Origin of the sequence: Acetobacter sicerae, assembly GCF_011516765.1 — a bacterium.
Classification (GTDB): domain Bacteria; phylum Pseudomonadota; class Alphaproteobacteria; order Acetobacterales; family Acetobacteraceae; genus Acetobacter; species Acetobacter sicerae.
Genome location: NZ_JAAABN010000007.1, coordinates 95,041 through 113,570 on the forward strand (window position 1 = coordinate 95,041; position 18,530 = coordinate 113,570).

The 18,530-nt window shown below is 58.4% G+C and carries 15 protein-coding genes and 2 tRNA genes; 14 read left to right on the forward strand and 3 right to left on the reverse strand.

What is annotated here, in order from left to right; all coding sequences use genetic code 11:
* Positions 1–109 precede the first annotated feature (109 nt).
* From GVI59_RS09615 to GVI59_RS09625, 3 genes are all read right to left on the reverse strand, one after another.
* Positions 110–1,480, reverse strand: coding sequence for a class I SAM-dependent RNA methyltransferase (locus GVI59_RS09615; protein ID WP_173574066.1), 1,371 nt, complete (start codon positions 1,478–1,480; stop codon positions 110–112).
* Entirely contained in the window at positions 1,464–3,680 is a 2,217-nt protein-coding gene (locus GVI59_RS09620) for a DEAD/DEAH box helicase (RefSeq protein WP_173574067.1), read from the reverse strand. The genes GVI59_RS09615 and GVI59_RS09620 overlap by 17 nt, the downstream gene beginning before the upstream one ends.
* 172 nt (positions 3,681–3,852) lie before the next feature.
* Positions 3,853–4,302 (reverse strand): hypothetical protein, encoded by a 450-nt coding sequence (locus GVI59_RS09625; protein ID WP_173574068.1) that lies wholly within the window; start codon positions 4,300–4,302, stop codon positions 3,853–3,855.
* Positions 4,303–4,440: 138 nt separating this feature from the next.
* On the opposite strand from GVI59_RS09625, the gene GVI59_RS09630 reads away from it, so the two are divergent.
* From GVI59_RS09630 to nuoF, 14 genes are all read left to right on the forward strand, one after another.
* Positions 4,441–5,874 carry an NAD(P)H-hydrate dehydratase gene (locus GVI59_RS09630; RefSeq protein WP_173574175.1) on the forward strand — a complete coding sequence of 478 codons (1,434 nt, stop codon included), beginning with the start codon at positions 4,441–4,443 and terminating at the stop codon, positions 5,872–5,874.
* A gap of 162 nt (positions 5,875–6,036) precedes the next feature.
* Positions 6,037–6,121: transfer RNA gene (locus tag GVI59_RS09635), tRNA-Leu, on the forward strand.
* Between the two features lie 120 nt (positions 6,122–6,241).
* The gene (gene tig, locus GVI59_RS09640) at positions 6,242–7,573 is read left to right on the forward strand and encodes a trigger factor (protein ID WP_173574069.1); all 1,332 of its coding nucleotides are present in this window, start codon (positions 6,242–6,244) and stop codon (positions 7,571–7,573) included.
* Positions 7,574–7,829: 256 nt separating this feature from the next.
* The gene (gene clpP, locus GVI59_RS09645) at positions 7,830–8,468 is read left to right on the forward strand and encodes an ATP-dependent Clp endopeptidase proteolytic subunit ClpP (protein WP_010666849.1); all 639 of its coding nucleotides are present in this window, start codon (positions 7,830–7,832) and stop codon (positions 8,466–8,468) included.
* Positions 8,469–8,591: 123 nt separating this feature from the next.
* Complete coding sequence (gene clpX / locus GVI59_RS09650; RefSeq protein ID WP_173574070.1) at positions 8,592–9,857, forward strand: ATP-dependent Clp protease ATP-binding subunit ClpX; 1,266 nt, start codon at positions 8,592–8,594, stop codon at positions 9,855–9,857.
* A 240-nt stretch (positions 9,858–10,097) separates the two neighbouring features.
* The gene (gene lon / locus GVI59_RS09655; protein WP_173574071.1) at positions 10,098–12,590 is read left to right on the forward strand and encodes an endopeptidase La; all 2,493 of its coding nucleotides are present in this window, start codon (positions 10,098–10,100) and stop codon (positions 12,588–12,590) included.
* A 151-nt stretch (positions 12,591–12,741) separates the two neighbouring features.
* Positions 12,742–13,026: an HU family DNA-binding protein gene (locus GVI59_RS09660; protein WP_010668906.1), complete on the forward strand. Its 285-nt coding sequence runs from the start codon at positions 12,742–12,744 to the stop codon at positions 13,024–13,026.
* Positions 13,027–13,165: 139 nt separating this feature from the next.
* Positions 13,166–13,240: transfer RNA gene (locus GVI59_RS09665), tRNA-Val, on the forward strand.
* A 366-nt stretch (positions 13,241–13,606) separates the two neighbouring features.
* Positions 13,607–13,972 (forward strand): NADH-quinone oxidoreductase subunit A, encoded by a 366-nt coding sequence (locus GVI59_RS09670; protein WP_077814404.1) that lies wholly within the window; start codon positions 13,607–13,609, stop codon positions 13,970–13,972.
* A gap of 53 nt (positions 13,973–14,025) precedes the next feature.
* Entirely contained in the window at positions 14,026–14,598 is a 573-nt protein-coding gene (locus GVI59_RS09675) for a NuoB/complex I 20 kDa subunit family protein (RefSeq protein WP_010668904.1), read from the forward strand.
* Positions 14,591–15,247, forward strand: a complete 657-nt coding sequence (locus GVI59_RS09680; protein ID WP_173574072.1) for an NADH-quinone oxidoreductase subunit C — start codon at positions 14,591–14,593, stop codon at positions 15,245–15,247. Before GVI59_RS09675 ends, GVI59_RS09680 begins: the two co-directional genes overlap by 8 nt.
* A gap of 13 nt (positions 15,248–15,260) precedes the next feature.
* Entirely contained in the window at positions 15,261–16,553 is a 1,293-nt protein-coding gene (locus GVI59_RS09685) for an NADH-quinone oxidoreductase subunit D (RefSeq protein WP_242013043.1), read from the forward strand.
* Complete coding sequence (locus tag GVI59_RS09690) at positions 16,550–17,179, forward strand: complex I 24 kDa subunit family protein (RefSeq protein ID WP_173574073.1); 630 nt, start codon at positions 16,550–16,552, stop codon at positions 17,177–17,179. The genes GVI59_RS09685 and GVI59_RS09690 overlap by 4 nt, the downstream gene beginning before the upstream one ends.
* A gap of 15 nt (positions 17,180–17,194) precedes the next feature.
* Positions 17,195–18,529 (forward strand): NADH-quinone oxidoreductase subunit NuoF, encoded by a 1,335-nt coding sequence (gene nuoF / locus GVI59_RS09695; RefSeq protein ID WP_173574074.1) that lies wholly within the window; start codon positions 17,195–17,197, stop codon positions 18,527–18,529.
* Position 18,530: the final 1 nt, after the last annotated feature.

Here is an 18,530-nt window from a genome sequence, read left to right on the forward strand (position 1 = left end):
CTATTTGGAAAGATTGACGGGAATAGCAATTTGTATTGTTTTTGAAAAAAACCGTTAATAATTCGATCTATATATGTACTGTAATTACTTATTATGTAAATATGTACATTTAATGCTTGTTATGTCTTTTCTGCGATTTGCGAGAGAAGCGGCACACGACCTCAGTTTCTGCTGACCAGAGAAACTGATCAATGATCGTCAGGGCGTCGATCTGGTAACCCGCTTTCAGAAGACGCCCGGTGTCCCGGTAGAGCGTGCGCGGATTGCAACTGACATAGATAATGACCTCTGGCCGGGCTTCGAGAATCCCGTCCATCTGCAGACCCGCACCGGAATGTGGCGGATCAAGAACCACGGTCAGAGAGGAAGCCAGTTCCTTTGTTTCTACAGGCTGCCTGTTCAGGTCTCTGAGATGGGCCGTGACATTGTGTCCCGCAGCTGCGCGCGCGAGGGCTTCCACCGCTCCGGGATGTCCTTCGTAGGCCTCAACACGGGCATGGGTGGCCAGACCAAAAGTCAGAGTGCCGCAGCCCGCATAAAGTTCGATTATTTTTGCTTTCCGACCTTTTGAAGGCGGAAGAGCGTCAAGAACGGCGGTGCGGATCGCCGCTTCACCCTCGCGACTCGCCTGAAGAAAGGCGCCGGAAGGCGGTTCTATCTCCACGACATCGAATGTGATGACAGAAGGGGCCAACTGCACGAGTGTTTCCGGGTTTTCCTGCGAGTCTTTCTGCTTCCAGCACAGGCGGGAAATGCGGTGAGTCTTGCAAAATGCGGCGAGTTTTGTGCGGTCGGCCGTGCTGGGCAGCCCATCCGACGCCAACAGAAGATCCGGTCCTGAATCGAGAAGGTTGATGACCAGATCCGCCTCTCTGCGAAAAAGATCCAGACGTTCAAGAACTGTGCGAAGGACAGGGAGAAGGCTGACGATCTCAGGATGCAGCAGGGAACATTCCGTCAGATCGACGACATCGCCACCGCGTCGATGCAGCCCCAGAATGACGCCATCATGCTTGCGTCTTGCAGCCAGATCGGCGCGTCGACGCGTGGCGGGTGGGGTCTGAAACGAGGCTGTTGGCGGAAGGTCAACCGCACCTGCCCGGTGTAATCCTGTTATGACCTCAGCCGTCTTCCACTCCAGTATCCATTCCGCCGACAGGTGCTGAAGAGAGCATCCGCCACAGGTTTCGAACAGGGAGCAGGGGGGCGTGACACGCTCAGGCGCAGAGGCGCAGATTTCCAGAATGGATGCCCGATCTTTGCCCGTGCTGCGGGCAAGAACTTCATCGCCGGGCGCCGTATAGGGGATGAAGACAGGAGCGGCCTGTGTCGCTCCTGCATCCGTCAGACGGCCAATACCATCACCACTGACGCCAAGCGCTTCAATACGATAGCGTCGTGGTGTCGGGTCAATGGCAGGAGAGGGGGGCTGACGAGAATGAGGCCTGCGACGGCCTCTCCCTTCAGCTTTCCGTGCCATCCTCGCCCGTTGCCTCGATTGCGACCGGCACACGCCGGGGAAGTTTCATGAAGTTTGGAACATCCGTCCCGAAGCCGAGAACATTCTCGCCCGGTGCATCGGCAATTTCAGAGCCGCGACGACGGTTATCATCCCGCCGGTTGCGATCATTACGATCGTTGCGGTCCCGTGGTCCGCGACGATCCTCTCGTGCCTCTGCCTGAGGCGTCGCCTCAACAGGAGTTGCCGGCTTCTTCTCGACTTCCTTTTTGCGAGCCGGTGCTTCCGACTGTTTTGGACGCTCGTTATCGCGTTCACGCTCAGAACCGCGACCGGTGCGCTTTTTCTTGCCCCGACTGCCGCGTGATTCTTCCTCGCTCGCCCAGTCAAGCTGCGTGATACCATCACGCTCCAGACGGGGAATGGGCTTGCCTGTCAGCGTTTCAATCGCTTCCGCAAATTTGCGGTCGTAAGGTGTGGCAAGACTGTAGGCCTTACCTTCCTTTCCGGCGCGTCCCGTACGACCGATGCGATGGACATAGTCCTCTGCATGGAAGGGAAGATCGAAGTTGAAGACGTGAGACAGCCCACCGATATCAATACCGCGTGCGGCCACATCCGAGCAGACCAGAATCTTCAGTTCGCCGGACTTGAACTTTTCCAGTGTCTGGAAACGTACCGACTGCGGCAGATCGCCGTGCAGAGCGCCCGCTGAGAAACCATGTTTCAGAAGTGACTTGAGCAGAATGTCAACATCACGCTTGCGATTACAGAAGACGATCGCATTCTGAAGGTTTTCAGCCCGCAGCAGCTTGCGCAGAACCTTTCGCTTGTCGTCTTCGTCAACGACGATCAGGCCCGTTTCAATGGTCGTCGCGACAGTCGAAGGACGACTGACGGTGATCTGCTTGGGCGACTGAAGGAACGCGTCGGCGAGGCGACGGATTTCAGGCGCCATCGTTGCGGAGAAGAACAGTGTCTGACGATTCGCCGGAAGCAGACCCACGATCCGTTCAATGTCCGGAATGAAGCCCATGTCGAGCATGCGGTCGGCTTCATCGATCACGAGAATCCGTGTCTGCGTCAGCAGGAGACCACCGCGCTCGAACAGATCAAGCAGACGGCCCGGCGTGGCGATCAGAACATCGACGCCTTTGTTCAGGACTTCTTTCTGGTCAGCCATGCTTTCGCCGCCGATCAGAAGGGCGTGCGTCAGCTTCAGATGCTTGCCGTAATTGACGAAATTCTCGGCGACCTGAAGCGCCAGTTCACGCGTCGGCTCAAGAATGAGCGAGCGCGGCATCCGGGCGCGGGCGCGGGAACCGGAAAGAATCTCCAGCATGGGAAGCGTGAAGGACGCTGTCTTGCCAGTGCCGGTCTGGGCGACACCCAGAACATCCTGACCATGCAGAACAGAAGGGATCGCCTGCGCCTGAATGGGAGTCGGATGGACATAACCCATCTCGGTTACGGCACGAAGAAGCGGTTCCGAAAGTCCCAGATCAGCAAACGTTACCTGAGTGCTTTCCTCAGGGACATCTTTTTTGGCAGGCTCTGCAACAGGAGCAGGAGCCGCGGGCGGATGAATCTCGGCGTCCTGTTCGACGATACCGTCCAGAGCCCCGCCGACATGAAGTGGGTGAGCTTCCGTTGCATCTTCGACAGTAGCCTCGTCCACAGACTTGGCTTCCGTTTTGGTGCTGCGACGGCGTGTCGGTTTTTTGGCTGCGGGCGCCGGAGAGGTTTCCGTGTCCGCACTTTTCGCAACGGCGGCTTTGCGCGTGCGCGGCTTTTTGACAGGTGTTTCCTTGGGGGACACCTCTGTCGGTGCGGCTTCCTCTTTATCCGCTACGACAGGTTCAGCCTTTTTACGTGTCGTACGGCGCGGAGCTTTCGCGGCAGGCTTGGCCTCTACGGTCTCATCTGTAGTGGCCGCAGCTTCGGCTTCAGCAGGTTCGGCCTTTTTCCGACGTGTCCGTGCGGGCTTCTTTGGAGCGGCAGTTTCGGCAACAGGAGTCACTTCTGTAGCGACTGTTTCTTCGACCGCTTTCTTCCGTCGCGTCGTCGCTCGCTTCGGAGCAGGCGCAGGGGAGGCTTCAGCCTCGACGGCAGCAGACTCTGTCGTCACCGCGTCGCCGGTCGTCGCGGCCTTGCGGGTGCGAGTACGGGGGGCCGCTTTACGCGGCTTTTTCTCGGTCGTGTCGGAAGCTTTGGGGCTCAAGTCGCTCTCAGATTAGGTCGGTCGCCTCGAAGGCGTGGCGCACAGAAGGGGCCGGAAAAAACCGGTGCCTGTCGGTAGGCCGTCCTGCACGAAAAATCAAGCGGCAGTCGTTTCAGTTTCAGACTGACCGCACGGGTTTTCGACAGAATAACCGTCAGGCTCTCATGAAAGTTTAAAGACCGTGTCCAATTGACGCACACAGGATGGCGAGAACGCCGCAGGCGACAACACCCAGCATGAGGCTGCGGATGGAATCGAATGTCTGCGGCTGCGGACGGATGGCGCGGCGTGCTTTCTGATAGGGGCCGTAAAAAACGCGCAGAAACAGACCTGCCATGATCAGACCGAGAACCTGCATGGCGTTTGTGGTCCAGGGGATCACCGCAAAACCGCCCTCATGAATGATCATGAGCCAGCCCGTAATCAGTACGATCGGCATGATATGCCAGATCACCCGAAGAAAACGTTTCAGCGTCAGCAGATGCACGGCGCTGCGCTGGGCTTTGTCGAGCAAAGACAGGCTTGGACGCAGGATGGCTACGGCATAGGTCGCGCCACCTACCCACACCGCCATTCCGGCGATGTGCAGCGTCAGAACAAGACTCCAGAGAATATGTGGCATGCGGACTCCATCGGACAGATTGGCTGTACGGTCGTAAGCTGTGTCGCCAATCAGAGCGTCGAACGCAAGGCTCCCCGTTTCTGGAGGCAGGTTTCAGGCGGGTTCATTCCGCCGCATTCGCATATGGAGGCATTCGTCATGTCCGGCCAACCCGACAGATTCGCTGTCCTCTCCCCGAAGGAGATGGGTAGTGTTGACCATATTGCATCCCGCACCATTCCTGTGGCGACCCTGATGGAGAACGCCGGACGGGCTGTGGCGTGGGCCGTAAAATATTTTACGAAGCCCTGTCGCGTGCTGGTGCTGTGCGGTCCGGGTAACAACGGCGGAGATGGTTATGTCACGGCGCGTTACCTCGCCGAGATGGGGTGGCCTGTTGCTGTCGCCGCGCTGGTTGAACCGCGTGAGGGAAGTGACGCCGCAGCTGTTGCGGGGAGATTCCATGGTCCACGAGTGCCGTTCTCACCAGAAGAAGCCGCCAGGGTTGATCTGGTGATCGACGCAGTGTTCGGGGCTGGGCTCAGTCGTGATGTGCAGGAACCTGTTCCGTCCGTGCTGGCTGCCGCCAAACGCGTGGTCGCTATCGACATGCCCAGCGGCATTGATGGCGCAACCGGACAGGTGCGCGGATACGCTCGCGCCGCCGATCTGACCGTGACGTTTTTCCGGGCAAAACCCGGTCACTTGGTGCTGCCGGGACGTGAGTATCTCGGGCAGTTCGAGGTGCGGGATATCGGGATTCCTGCTGAGGCACTGAAGGAAATCACCGTCACCACATGGCGGAATGAACCCGGTCTCTGGAAACTGCCCGTTCTGGAGCTTGAGGCTCATAAATATTCCCGTGGTGTCGTCAGTCTGTGCGCCGGTGAAGCGATGCCCGGCGCAGCCCGGCTGGCGGCGGCTTCGGCGCGTCGCACCGGTGCGGGTCTCGTCCGGATTGCGGCTGGGAAGGCGGCTCCTGCCTTTCGGCTGGGCGAGCCGGGACTCATTATCGACGAGGAGCCGCTGGCGGACCTGCTGAAAGATCATCGCCGTCGGACATGGATTTGCGGCCCGGGCCTCCTGCCGGAAGAGGTGGAGCAGGTTTTCCCGCAACTGGTTGCGGCGGAGCGGCAGATTCTCGCTGACGCGGGCGCCTTCTCATGGGCGGCAGACGCGCCGGATCGTCTGCGGGGCGCGGCAGTCCTGACGCCGCATGGGGGAGAATTTACCCGGGTCTTCGGTGCGCCGGGTGCTGACCCACTGGCGGCCGTGCGGGCTGCCGCCAAACGGGTGAACGCAGTGGTAGTCCTGAAGGGGGCGACGAGCGTGATCGCGTCACCAGACGGGAAGGTGGCGCTGAATACCCACGCGACCTCGGCGCTCGGAACGGCAGGTTCTGGCGATACGCTGACTGGTATCATCGGAGCCCTGCTGGCGGCTGGTATGGAGCCGTGGGATGCCGCATGCGCAGGTGTGTGGCTGCATGGGGAAGCGGCCTTGCAGGCCGGAAACTGGCTGGTTGCGGAAGATCTGGATCGGTATCTCGGGAAGGCAAGGGACAAGGCGACGCGGCTTCAGGAGGAGCCATGAAAGCTATGGCCGATGTTCTGTGTGACATTCAGGTGAAGTCACCCTGCGGAGACATCGGAAATCAGCTTAATTGCAGGATGCGTGTCGGAGTGACCTTGCCGTAAGGTTGAGACTGCGGTAATCGGTGCGCCCTCGGCGTTATGGGTTGCGCTGATAGGCCACGCGGGTGTGGTGGAATTGGTAGACACGCCAGATTTAGGTTCTGGTGGCGAGAGTCGTGGGGGTTCAAGTCCCTCCACCCGTACCAGCCCTGTCACAACGGCAGAGGCTGGGTTTGCATCCCATGATTATTCTGCCGGAAGAGTTTTGGCGGTCGGTGAAGATCGCTGTGTATTGAAGAGTTCGCACGAGAGGATGGCCTGGGCATATGCAGGTTACTGAGACGCTTTCCGAGGGCCTGAAGCACGCCTTCACCGTGGTCGTTCCGTCGGCCGAACTCGAGAAGAAGGAAGAGGCGCGCCTCAAGGAAGTCGGCGCGTCCGCCAATCTTCCCGGTTTCCGTCCGGGTAAGGTGCCGCTGTCCGTTATCCGTCAGCGTTTCGGCGCATCCGTGAAGGGTGAAGTGCTGGAGCAGGCGGTGAACGATGCGCTGCGTAACCTCTTTGAGGAGCGTAATCTGCGCCCGGCGCAGCAGCCCAAGGTTGATGTTGTTTCCGGTGGCGACGGCAAGGGTGATCTTGAGCTGAAGGTCGAGACGGAAGTTCTCCCTGAAATCAAGGAGCCTGACCTGTCCGACGTGTCTCTGGTGCGCCTGAAGGCGACGCCTGATGCGGCGACCGTGGACAAGGCTCTGAACGACATTGCGAAGCGTCAGCGCGATTTCGTGGTCGTTGAAGAGGATCGTCCGGCTGCTCAGGGTGACGCTCTGGTCGTCGATTTTGTTGGCAAGCGCGATGGCGTTCCCTTCGAAGGCGGCACGGCGGAAGACGTGAGCGTCGAGATCGGTGGCGAGGGTTTCATTCCCGGTTTCGCCGAGCAGCTCGAAGGCATGAAGCCGGGCGAAGAGAAGATCATCACGGTGACCTTCCCTGAGGAATACGGCGCGAAGGAACTGGCCGGTCAGGTCGCAACCTTCGACATCAAGGCAAAAGAGCTGAAGAAGCCGGTCGACGTTGAGGTCAATGACGAGCTCGCCAAGAAGATCGGTTTCGAAAATCTCGACAAGATTCGTGAAGTCATCACGAAGCAGGTTGAAGACGAGTACGAGCAGCTTTCCCGTCTGCGCCTGAAGCGTGACCTGCTGGACAAGCTGGCCGAGAAGACGGATTTCCCGGCTCCGGAAAGCATGGTTGACGCAGAATTCGACCAGATCTGGGCGCGTGTTGAAGCTGATCGCAAGTCCGGCGAGTTGGACGAGGAAGATCAGGGCAAGGACGAAGACACGCTGAAGGCTGATTATCGCAAGATCGCCGAGCGTCGCGTGAAGCTTGGTCTGCTTCTTGCTGAAATCGGCCGTGCGAAGGGTATCACGGTCACGCAGGACGAGATGGCGCGCGCCATTCGTGCGGAAGCCATGCGCTACCGTGGTCAGGAACAGGCTGTGTTCGACTTCTTCATGAAGAACCCGCAGGCTGCCGAGTCCCTTCGTGGTCCGATCTTCGAAAACAAGGTGATCGACTACATCACCGAGTTGGCGAAAGTTGAAGACAAGGATGTGACGCCGGAAGAACTGGCTGACATGCCAGCGGCCAACGTCTGATAGTCTCACTGTTTTTACAGTAAGCGATAATGCGGCACTTTCTTCTTTTTTGAGGGGAAAGTGCCGTTTGTTTATGTGGCCCGCTACGATGAGCAGGTCGGAAATGCAGGATTTTCACCCAATGGGGTGGCGCTGGGTCTGATTATCTCTATCTTAAGCAGACCGGGCGTTCTGTCTGGGTTGAACCTATCCTGTCCGATGGCAGGGGACGGGGCAGGATACGCGGCGTAGCGGCATATAAGTCGGGAATGATGTGATGAGGGATTCGAACCCCGTAGAGATTTTTAACAACGCTCTTGTGCCGATGGTGGTCGAGCAGACTTCCCGCGGGGAGCGCGCGTTCGATATCTATTCGCGTCTTCTGCAGGAGCGGATCATCTTTCTGACCGGGCCGGTTTACGATCAGGTGGCTTCCGTCATTTCGGCACAGCTTCTCTATCTGGAGAGCGTGAATCCGAACAAGGAAATCTCCTTTTATATCAACAGCCCGGGTGGCGTGGTGTCTGCCGGTCTCGCGATCTATGACACCATGCAGTATATCCGGAGTCCCGTGAGCACTGTGTGCATCGGTCAGGCTGCTTCAATGGGCTCCCTGCTACTGGCAGGCGGCGCCGAGGGTAAGCGTTTCGCTCTGCCGAACGCTCGCGTGATGGTGCATCAGCCTTCAGGCGGTGCGCAGGGGCAGGCCAGCGACATCGAGATTCAGGCGCGTGAGATACTCACGATTCGCCAGCGTCTCAACGAGATCTACCGCGAACACACAGGTCAGACGCTTGAAGATATCGAGCAGAAACTTGAGCGCGACAGCTACATGTCCGCCGATGAAGCGAAAGCCTTCGGGATTGTGGATGAAGTTATCAAGAAACACCCGGCCCAGTCCGGAGAGAAGGCCTGAGCCTTCAGACACCGTCATGCCTGGCTATCACTTGATGCGTCTTGCTGGTCCGGTTACGATTTTCGCTTTGCCCGGTAATATGGCCGGGCGGCTCCGGAAGGGGTCAAGATTAGGGGACTGCAGATGAACGCAAAGTCCGGCGATTCCAAGAACACGCTGTATTGCTCGTTCTGCGGAAAGTCACAGCATGAGGTCCGCAAGCTGATTGCGGGGCCTACGGTGTTCATCTGTGACGAATGCGTTGAGCTCTGCATGGATATCATCCGTGAGGAGCACAAGACGACGCTGGTGAAGTCGCGGGACGGCGTGCCGACTCCAAAAGAGATCTGCAAGATTCTCGACGATTACGTCATCGGCCAGTTCGAGGCGAAAAAGGTGCTCTCGGTTGCGGTGCACAACCACTACAAGCGCCTCGCCTATGCGCAGAAGAACAATGATGTCGAAATCTCGAAGTCGAACATCCTTCTGATCGGTCCGACCGGTTCGGGTAAGACGCTGCTTGCGCAGACGCTCGCCCGTATCATCGATGTGCCTTTCACGATGGCGGACGCTACGACTCTGACCGAGGCGGGCTATGTCGGTGAGGATGTCGAGAACATCATTCTCAAGCTGCTGCAGGCAGCCGACTACAATGTCGAGCGGGCACAGCGCGGCATCGTCTATATCGATGAAATCGACAAGATTTCCCGGAAGTCGGATAACCCGTCCATCACCCGTGATGTCAGCGGTGAAGGTGTCCAGCAGGCGCTTCTGAAGCTGATGGAAGGCACGGTTGCTTCCGTTCCGCCGCAGGGTGGCCGCAAGCATCCGCAGCAGGAGTTCCTGCAGGTCGATACGACCAACATGCTCTTCATCTGCGGCGGTGCTTTCGCCGGGCTGGAAAAAGTCATTTCGGCACGCGGTAAAGGCTCGGGAATTGGCTTTGGCGCGGATGTGCAGGCGCCGGAAGATCGTCGCACAGGCGAGATTCTGAAAAGTGTCGAGCCGGAGGATCTGATCAAGTTCGGCCTGATCCCCGAGTTCATCGGCCGCTTGCCGGTTGTCGCCACCCTAGGTGATCTCGATGAAACGGCGCTGGTGCAGATTCTGTCTGAACCGAAGAACGCGCTGGTCAAGCAGTACGCCAAGCTGTTCCAGATGGAAGACGTGAAGCTGACCTTCACGGAGGATGCGCTCAAGGCGATCGCCCATCGGGCTATTGAACGGAAAACCGGGGCCCGTGGTCTGCGCTCGATCATGGAGAGTATTCTGCTGACAACCATGTTCGAGCTTCCGGGTCTCGAAAATGTGGACGAGGTTGTCGTGAACAAGGACGTGGCTGAAGGAAAAGCTTCGCCAGTTTTCGTTTACGGGAAAGCCAAGGAAAAACCTGCGGAGCAGTCAGCCTGACCGCTTTCGCACAAAACCATGACATGCAGGTGGTTCCGTTCTGGCGGGACCACCTGATTCATGCGCCCGGCTCTTGATAGTGCCGAAAATCATTCCGATATTCATCAGTATAAACGACCGCTCCGGAACCGTCAGAAGGCGTTATCCGGAGAAATCCACCCATTGCCGGGGCGGATGGGCGATGTGTGTGCCAATGAATGGGCATGCGTCGCCGGATCGTCCATTCAGGAGATCGGCATCATGACAGAAAAACCCAAAACATCGACGCCGCGCCGCAAGCGCACCAAAGCTGCCGATACGACGACTGTACCGGCAAAAAAGACCGCAGCGAAGAAAGTTGCCACCCCAACGACAGAGCGTGTGGCGGTTCTGCCTCTGCGTGACATCGTTGTGTTCCCTCACATGATCGTGCCGCTGTTTGTCGGGCGTGAGAAATCTGTGAAGGCGCTTGAATCCGTCACCAAGGATGACAAGAAAATCCTTCTGGTCGCGCAGAAAGAAGCGACGGTGGACGATCCGGGTTCGGACGACATCTATCGCTTCGGCACGACCTCCACCATTCTGCAGCTTCTGAAGCTGCCGGATGGCACGGTGAAAGTGCTTGTCGAAGGCAACCAGCGTGCCCGCGTGGTGGCGCTTCACGATGTCGACGGGCATTTCGAGGCCGATGTCGAATTTGTGACCGATGCGCCGGTGGAGACAGAAGAAGCTGAAGCGCTGGCGCGTGCCGTGGTCGGGCAGTTTGAGCAGTATGTGAAGCTCAACAAGAAGATCGCAGCGGAAGTGCTGGTTTCGCTTAACCAGATCAGCGACCTCTCCAAGCTTGCTGACACGATCGCCAGTCATCTCAGTCTGAAGATTTCCGAAAAGCAGGAAATTCTCGAACTGCCGTCCGTGACGAAGCAGCTTGAGAAGATTCTCGCCCACATGGAAGCCGAGATCGGTGTTCTCCAGGTCGAGAAGCGTATCCGTAACCGCGTGAAGCGGCAGATGGAGAAGACGCAGCGCGAGTACTATCTGAACGAGCAGCTCAAGGCGATCCAGAAGGAGCTTGGCGAGGGCGAGGACGGCAAGGACGAGACTGCCGAAATCGAAGAAAAGATCGTCAAGACCAAGCTGACCAAGGAAGCGCGGGAAAAGGCCGTTGGCGAGCTGAAGAAGCTGCGCGGGATGAGTCCGATGTCCGCCGAATCGACGGTGGTGCGCAACTACCTCGACTGGCTGCTGGGCGTGCCCTGGAAAAAGGCGACCAAGGTAAAGAATGACCTTGATGCGGCCGAAAAGGTTCTCGACGAGGATCATTACGCACTGGAGAAGGTCAAGGAGCGTATCCTTGAGTATCTCGCGGTTCAGAGCCGTTCGAAGAAGGTGAAGGGGCCGATCCTGTGCCTTGTCGGGCCTCCGGGTGTCGGCAAGACCACGCTGGCGCGCGCCATCGCGAAGGCGACGGGACGTCATTATGTCCGCATGTCGCTTGGTGGCGTGCGCGACGAGTCCGAGATTCGCGGACATCGTCGGACCTATATCGGCGCGATGCCGGGCAAGATCATTCAGGGTATGAAGAAGGCGAAAGTTTCCAATCCGCTCTTCCTGCTTGATGAAATCGACAAGCTTGGCGCCGACTGGCGTGGTGATCCGGCTTCGGCGCTGCTTGAAGTGCTGGACCCGGAGCAGAACAGCACCTTCTCCGATCATTATCTGGAGGTCGATTATGACCTGTCGGATGTGATGTTCGTCACCACGGCGAACAGTCTCAACATGCCTCAGCCTCTGCTGGACCGCATGGAGATCATTCGCCTCTCCGGCTACACGGAAGACGAGAAACTCAACATCGCGAAGCGTCATCTGATCGCCAAGCAGGGTGAGGCGCATAACCTCAAGCCTGAGGAATGGTCGATCTCCGACGCGGCGCTGATGGATCTCATCCGTTTCTATACGCGTGAAGCTGGCGTCCGTAGTCTTGAACGTGAAATCGCCAACGTGGCCCGCAAGGTCGTGAAGGAGATCGTCACAGGTAAGGCGAAAAAGGTGGCTGTGACCGAGAAAAATATCGGCAAGTTCGCTGGCGTGCGTCGTTTCACACATGGTGAGACCGAATCTACCGACATGGTCGGTATGGTGACGGGGCTGGCCTGGACCGAAGTCGGTGGCGAGATCCTGACGATCGAAAGCGTGATGGTGCCGGGCAAGGGCAACATCAAGCAGACGGGCAAGCTCGGCGATGTCATGCAGGAAAGTGTGTCCGCGGCACTGTCCTACGTGCGGAGCAGAGCCCCTTATTTCGGGATCAAGCCGACACTCTTCGAGAAGTGTGACATCCACGTTCATGTGCCTGAAGGGGCGACTCCGAAGGACGGTCCGTCGGCTGGTATCGCCATGGCGACGTCGCTTGTCAGCGTCCTGACAGGCATTCCTGTTCGGCGTGACGTGGCTATGACGGGTGAGATCACCCTGCGTGGTCGTGTTCTTCCGATCGGTGGTCTGAAAGAGAAGCTGCTTGCTGCTCTGCGGGCCGGGATCAAGACGGTCTTCCTGCCCAAGGACAATGAGAAGGACATCGCGGAACTTCCAGAAACTGTGAAGAAAAATCTGGAGTTGATCCCCGTTTCCCATGTGGATGAGGTGATTGGCCGCGCCCTTGTCAGCGTTCCGCAGCCGATTGAATGGGAAGACGAGAGCGATCTGGTTGCGCCGATTGCGGCTTCGGGAACACCCATTGCGGTAGCGCACTGACAGATGTGAGGAAAAGGCAGGGGAGGCAATTTTGCGCCCCTGCCGCCGTCACTGGCTGTTGACGTGGCCGAAAACGGCTTCATAGTGCGCCGCGGAATGTCTCTGGCGGCACCGAGCCGTACGAGAGACTTGAACATAGAAAGGCGTATGTATGGACAAGCCGCTTAACAAGCAGGAACTCGTCTCGGTTGTTGCAGATGATGTAGACCTGCCCAAGGCGAAGGCTGGCGAAGTGGTTGACGCTGTATTCTCAGCCATTGAGAAGGCCCTGAAGGGTGGACAGGAAGTCCGTCTCGTCGGGTTCGGCTCGTTCGTCACGGCTCACCGTAAGGCGACCAAGGGCCGCAATCCCCGCACTGGCGAGGAAATCGACATTCCGGCTTCGACGTCTGTACGTTTCAAGCCCGGCAAGACCCTCAAGGACGCAGTCAGCTAAGACGCTGCATTCCTGAGTGCTTTGCAGACAGGCAGGATGGTTTCACCGTCCTGCCTGTTTTTTTATGTGGCGCTTTTCTTTGTAATTTTGTGCCTGCCGGGGCTTGATTGATGGCTCCGTTTTGTCTACCCAGTGCGACGGGCGATTAGCTTAGCGGTAGAGCATCTCGTTTACACCGAGAGGGTCGGCGGTTCGATCCCGTCATCGCCCACCATTTTCCTTAAAATTTAGTCCTGTAATGACAGCCTGTTCCAGACTGGCATCCCTGTTGCGTCGAACGCATGTCGCCAGCGGATGTCTGGCCCCGCGTCTGACGTATATGTCTATATTTATTTGTATATAGATAGGGGTCAGATCATTCGCCGGACAGCAGGAATATGATTTGAATGAGCCATTCCCGAAATGAAATTCATTTCGATGAATGGTGTTCATTATACTGAACTCCTCACGGGAAAGTTTCTGAGTCGCGTTGGTATGAGGGTGGCCACAGGAACATTCCGGGCATAGTTTGGCCGCATTATCTCACGGTTCGAGCCGCAAGGCCCGGATGTGGAAACGGAAAATCATTACGGAGGGCATGATGCCGTCGGTGATCAACGATTATCTGCCGGTTCTCATTTTCGGCATTCTCGCCGTGGTGATCGCAGGGGCCATGCTGGGCGCGTCTCTCGTGTGTGGGCACCAGAAGCCGTATGCGGAAAAACTGACAGCCTATGAGTGCGGTTTCGAAGCATTCGACGATGCGCGCCGTCGTTTTGATGTCCGTTTCTATCTCGTTTCGATCCTGTTCATCATCTTCGATCTGGAAGTGGCCTTCCTGTTTCCGTGGGCGGTCAGCCTGTCGCGGATCGGTCTTTATGGCTTCCTGTCGATGATGGGATTCCTTGGCGTGCTGGGGATCGGGTTCCTTTATGAGTGGCGCAAGGGCGCGCTGGACTGGGATTGATCTGTGATGCTGACGGACGTGGCTGTAACGGCAGTGAAGGTGGAGAACGCGCAATGAGCGGTGATAATGCTGTGGGTTCGGACGCCAATATCGTCTGGAACCGGGATGCGGTTCCGGCTGGACCGGAGCAGGACGCCATCGTCCGTGGCATCACGGGTGAGATCAGCGAGAAAGGCTTTGTCGTCGCCAGTCTCGACAAGCTCGTGAACTGGGGCAGGACCGGAAGCCTCTGGCCGATGACGTTCGGTCTGGCCTGCTGTGCTGTGGAAATGATCCACGCCTACATGCCGCGTTACGATCTTGACCGGATGGGCATCATTCCGCGTGGTTCGCCGCGTCAGTCCGACGTTATGATCGTCGCTGGAACGCTCACCAACAAGATGGCTCCGGCCCTGCGGCGCGTTTACGACCAGATGGCCGAGCCGCGCTGGGTGATCTCGATGGGCTCCTGCGCCAATGGCGGCGGCTACTACCATTATTCCTATTCGGTTGTCCGCGGCTGTGATCGCGTCGTGCCGGTTGACGTCTATGTGCCGGGCTGTCCGCCGACGGCCGAGGCGCTGATCTACGGCATCATGCTGCTCCAAAAGAAAATCCGTCGGACAGGGACGATTCTCCGTGGCTGATCAATCCACTGCACCCGTCGCCAGAGGTAATTCCTGCCTCTCCTTTCTGGCCTTCACGCTATCAACGTCGTTACCGGGTATCTCTTCCGCCGCCATTGAAGGTGGGGAGCTTGTGGTGCGGGCGGATCGTGACCGTCTGATCCCGCTGATGATGCTTCTGCGTGATGATCCGCGGTTCCGGTTCGAGCAGCTCATGGACCTGTGCGGGGTTGATTTCCCTCAACGCGCCGAACGGTTCGATGTGGTCTACAATCTTCTGTCCGTGAGCCTGAACCATCGTGTCCGGGTGATCGTGACAACGGATGAACTGACCCCGGTGGAGTCCGTGCATCAGATCTGGCCCTGCGCCACATGGTGGGAGCGTGAGTGCTACGACATGTATGGCGTGCTGTTCTCGGGTCAGCCTGATCTTCGTCGTATTCTCAGTGATTACGGCTTTGAAGGACATCCGCTCCGCAAGGATTTCCCGCTGACCGGTTACACTGAGGTTCGCTACGATCCGGAGCGTCGTCAGATTGTGCGTGAGCCGGTCACACTGACGCAGGATTTCCGTGACTTTGATTTCGTGTCTCCCTGGGAAGGCGTGCTGACGCTGCCGGGTGACGAGCGGGCGCATGAACTGCGTCAGATCATGAAAAAGATACAGTAACAGGAGCCGGAGCATGACAGAGGCCCTGAAACAGGACGAAAACCTTCTCGGTCTGCATGACAGTCTTGGTGAAGGTCCGCTGCCTGAGACCCTGCTGTCGGAGCCGGTAGCAGAGGAGGAAGTGGAGCGTCGGACGGTCGAGATCGACAGCCATGCGCTGAATTTCGGCCCCCAGCATCCATCAGCGCATGGCGTTCTGCGTCTTGTGCTGGAGATGGAAGGCGAGGTTGTCGCGCGTGCCGTGCCGCATATCGGGCTGCTGCATCGCGGTACGGAAAAGCTGATCGAATACAAGACCTATCCCAAGGCGCTGCCGTATTTTGACCGGCTCGATTACGCTTCTCCGATGTGCGAGGAGCACGCTTTCGCGCTGGCCACCGAGAAGCTTCTGGGTATCGAAGCGCCGGATCGCGCCAAGTGGATCCGTGTGATCTTCGCGGAAATCACCCGCATCCTGAACCATATCCTCAACCTCACAGCGATGGGGCTCGACTGCGGTGCGGTGACGCCTGCGCTCTGGGGCTATGAAGAGCGCGAAAAGCTGCTTGAGTTTCATGAGGCTGTTTCCGGCGCACGTTTCCATGCCAACTATTTCCGCCCCGGTGGTGTCGCACGCGACATGCCGGCCGGCATGGAAGAGAAAATCGCAGCGTGGGCCGAAGAATTCCCCGCATGGATTGATGATCTCGAAAGTCTGCTGACGGAAAACCGCATCTGGAAGCAGCGGACTGTAGGTATCGGCGTGTTCACCAGCGAGCAGGCTTTGGCATGGGGCTGGAGCGGGCCCTGCCTGCGTGGCTCCGGCGTGCCGTGGGATCTGCGTCGTTCCCAGCCGTATGACAATTACGACAAGGTCGATTTCGAAATTCCCGTGGCGCGGCATGGCGATTGTTATGATCGCTATCTCGTTCGCGTGGCCGAAATGCGCGAGAGCGTGAAGATCATCAAGCAGAGTCTGGCGCAGATCAAACCTGGCGCGATCAAGGTGCAGGACCCCAAGTTTTCACCGCCGCCGCGTGCCGAGATGAAGCGGTCGATGGAAGCCCTGATCCATCACTTCAAACTGTTTACCGAGAGTTATCATGTGCCGCCGGGCGCGACCTACACGGCGGTCGAAACGCCGAAGGGTGAATTCGGTGTCTATCTCGTGGCTGACGGAAGCAATCGTCCGTATCGCTGCAAGATCAGACCGACCGGTTTCGCGCATCTGCAGGCGATTGATGAACTCTCTCGACGAGGCATGCTGGCTGATGCCGTGGCGATCATCGGCTCGCTGGATCTCGTCTTTGGTGAGGTGGACCGATGAGCACTGTCACAAACGTGCAGCCTGATCACTTCGAATTTGATGAGATCAGCGAAGGCGAAATCGCAACGATCCTCGCCAAGTATCCGCCCGAGCGGAAGGCGAGCGGGGCTCTGCCGCTGCTCTACGTCGCGCAGAACCAGATGAAACGGCAGACCGGCAGCGCCTGGGTGCCGACCGTGGCGATGGACGCCGTGGCCCGGAAGCTGGAAGTCGCGCCGATCCGTATCTACGAGGTCGCGACCTTCTACTTCATGTTCAACACGAAGCCGATCGGGAAGTATCACCTTCAGGTCTGCACGACAACATCCTGCTGGCTGCGAGGATCGGACGATGTGCTGTCAGCCTGCAAGAAGGCGACCGGCATTCATAACATCGGTGAGACCAGCGAAGACGGGCTGTTCACGCTGAGCGAAGTCGAGTGCCTTGGGGCCTGCTCCAATGCGCCAATTCTTCAGGTGGATAACGATTTTTTCGAGGATCTCGATGGTCCCCGCACGGAAACGCTGATCGAGGCGCTGAAGCGCGGCGAATATCCGGAGCCGGGTCCGACCAACGGGCGTCATGGCGCGGAGCCGGAGGGCGGCCGCCGGGTGCTGCTCGAAGAGACCGGTTCCGGTCAGGGTTGAGGGAGATCTGCGACAATGCTGAGCGATAAGGACCGGATCTACACCAACCTGTATGGCCAGAATGACTGGCGACTGGCTGGGGCCCGCGCCCGTGGTGACTGGAACGATACGAAAGCGATCACCGACAAAGGCCGCGACTGGATCGTCAACGAGATGAAGGCGTCCGCCCTGCGTGGGCGTGGTGGGGCAGGCTTCCCGACCGGTGTGAAGTGGTCCTTCATGCCGAAAGGTGATGGACCCGCGCCACGCTATCTTGTCATCAACGGCGATGAGTCCGAGCCGGGCACCTGCAAGGATCGCGAGATCCTGCGTCACGAGCCGCACAAGCTGATCGAGAGCGCTCTGATCGCCTCCTTCGCGATGGGGGCGCACGCGTCCTACATCTATGTGCGCGGCGAGTTCTACAACGAAGCGCGCCATCTCCAGATCGCCATTGATGAAGCGTATGAAGCCGGACTGCTCGGCAAGAACGCTGCGGGCACAGGCTGGGATTTCGATTTCTATCTGCATCGCGGCGCAGGCGCTTATATCTGCGGTGAGGAAACGGCTCTGCTCGAAAGCCTCGAAGGCAAGAAGGGCCAGCCGCGTATGAAGCCGCCGTTCCCGGCTGGCGCGGGTCTGTATGGCTGCCCGACGACGGTGAACAATGTCGAGTCTATTGCCTCGGCTTCCACGATCCTGCGTCGTGGTGCGGCGTGGTTCTCCGGTCTCGGTCGTCCGAACAATGCGGGCACCAAGTTGATGGCCATTTCCGGTCATGTGAATACGCCGTGCGTGTTCGAGGAAGAACTCGGCGTGCCGATGAAGGAAATCATCGAGAAGCATGGCGGCGGCGTGCGCGGCGGATGGGACAATCTGCTGGCGGTCATTCCGGGCGGCTGCTCGGTGCCGCTGCTGCCGAAAGACATCTGCGAGACGGTGCTGATGGACTATGACAGCCTGAGGGCGGAGCGATCCGGTCTCGGCACGGGCTGCATGATCGTGATGGACAAATCCACCGACATCATCAAGGCGATCGCCCGGTTCTCGCAGTTCTTCAAACATGAAAGCTGCGGCCAGTGCACGCCCTGTCGTGAAGGCACCGGCTGGATGATGCGCGTCATGAACCGCATGGTCGAAGGACGCGCCGAAATCGAGGAAATCGACATGCTGGAGCAGGTCACCCGGCAGGTCGAGGGTCACACGATCTGCGCGCTCGGCGATGCGGCGGCATGGCCCATTCAGGGACTGATCCGGCATTTCCGTCCGCTCATGGAAGAGCGCATCCGTGACTACAAGCGGCGGCATGGCGGCTCCCAGCAGGTGCAGGTGCCTGCGGGCACGCCTGTTGCAGCGATTGCGGCGGAGTAAG

Excerpts from the sequence above, each read along its gene's own strand:
- GVI59_RS09615 (WP_173574066.1), bottom strand. The coding sequence starts at position 1,480 with ATGGCACGGAAAGCTGAAGGGAGAGGCCGTCGCAGGCCTCATTCTCGT.
- GVI59_RS09625 (WP_173574068.1), bottom strand. The coding sequence starts at position 4,302 with ATGCCACATATTCTCTGGAGTCTTGTTCTGACGCTGCACATCGCCGGA.
- GVI59_RS09630 (WP_173574175.1), top strand. The coding sequence starts at position 4,441 with ATGTCCGGCCAACCCGACAGATTCGCTGTCCTCTCCCCGAAGGAGATG.
- tig (WP_173574069.1), top strand. The coding sequence starts at position 6,242 with ATGCAGGTTACTGAGACGCTTTCCGAGGGCCTGAAGCACGCCTTCACC.
- clpP (WP_010666849.1), top strand. The coding sequence starts at position 7,830 with ATGAGGGATTCGAACCCCGTAGAGATTTTTAACAACGCTCTTGTGCCG.
- clpX (WP_173574070.1), top strand. The coding sequence starts at position 8,592 with ATGAACGCAAAGTCCGGCGATTCCAAGAACACGCTGTATTGCTCGTTC.
- lon (WP_173574071.1), top strand. The coding sequence starts at position 10,098 with ATGACAGAAAAACCCAAAACATCGACGCCGCGCCGCAAGCGCACCAAA.
- GVI59_RS09660 (WP_010668906.1), top strand. The coding sequence starts at position 12,742 with ATGGACAAGCCGCTTAACAAGCAGGAACTCGTCTCGGTTGTTGCAGAT.
- GVI59_RS09670 (WP_077814404.1), top strand. The coding sequence starts at position 13,607 with ATGCCGTCGGTGATCAACGATTATCTGCCGGTTCTCATTTTCGGCATT.
- GVI59_RS09675 (WP_010668904.1), top strand. The coding sequence starts at position 14,026 with ATGAGCGGTGATAATGCTGTGGGTTCGGACGCCAATATCGTCTGGAAC.
- GVI59_RS09685 (WP_242013043.1), top strand. The coding sequence starts at position 15,261 with ATGACAGAGGCCCTGAAACAGGACGAAAACCTTCTCGGTCTGCATGAC.
- GVI59_RS09690 (WP_173574073.1), top strand. The coding sequence starts at position 16,550 with ATGAGCACTGTCACAAACGTGCAGCCTGATCACTTCGAATTTGATGAG.
- nuoF (WP_173574074.1), top strand. The coding sequence starts at position 17,195 with ATGCTGAGCGATAAGGACCGGATCTACACCAACCTGTATGGCCAGAAT.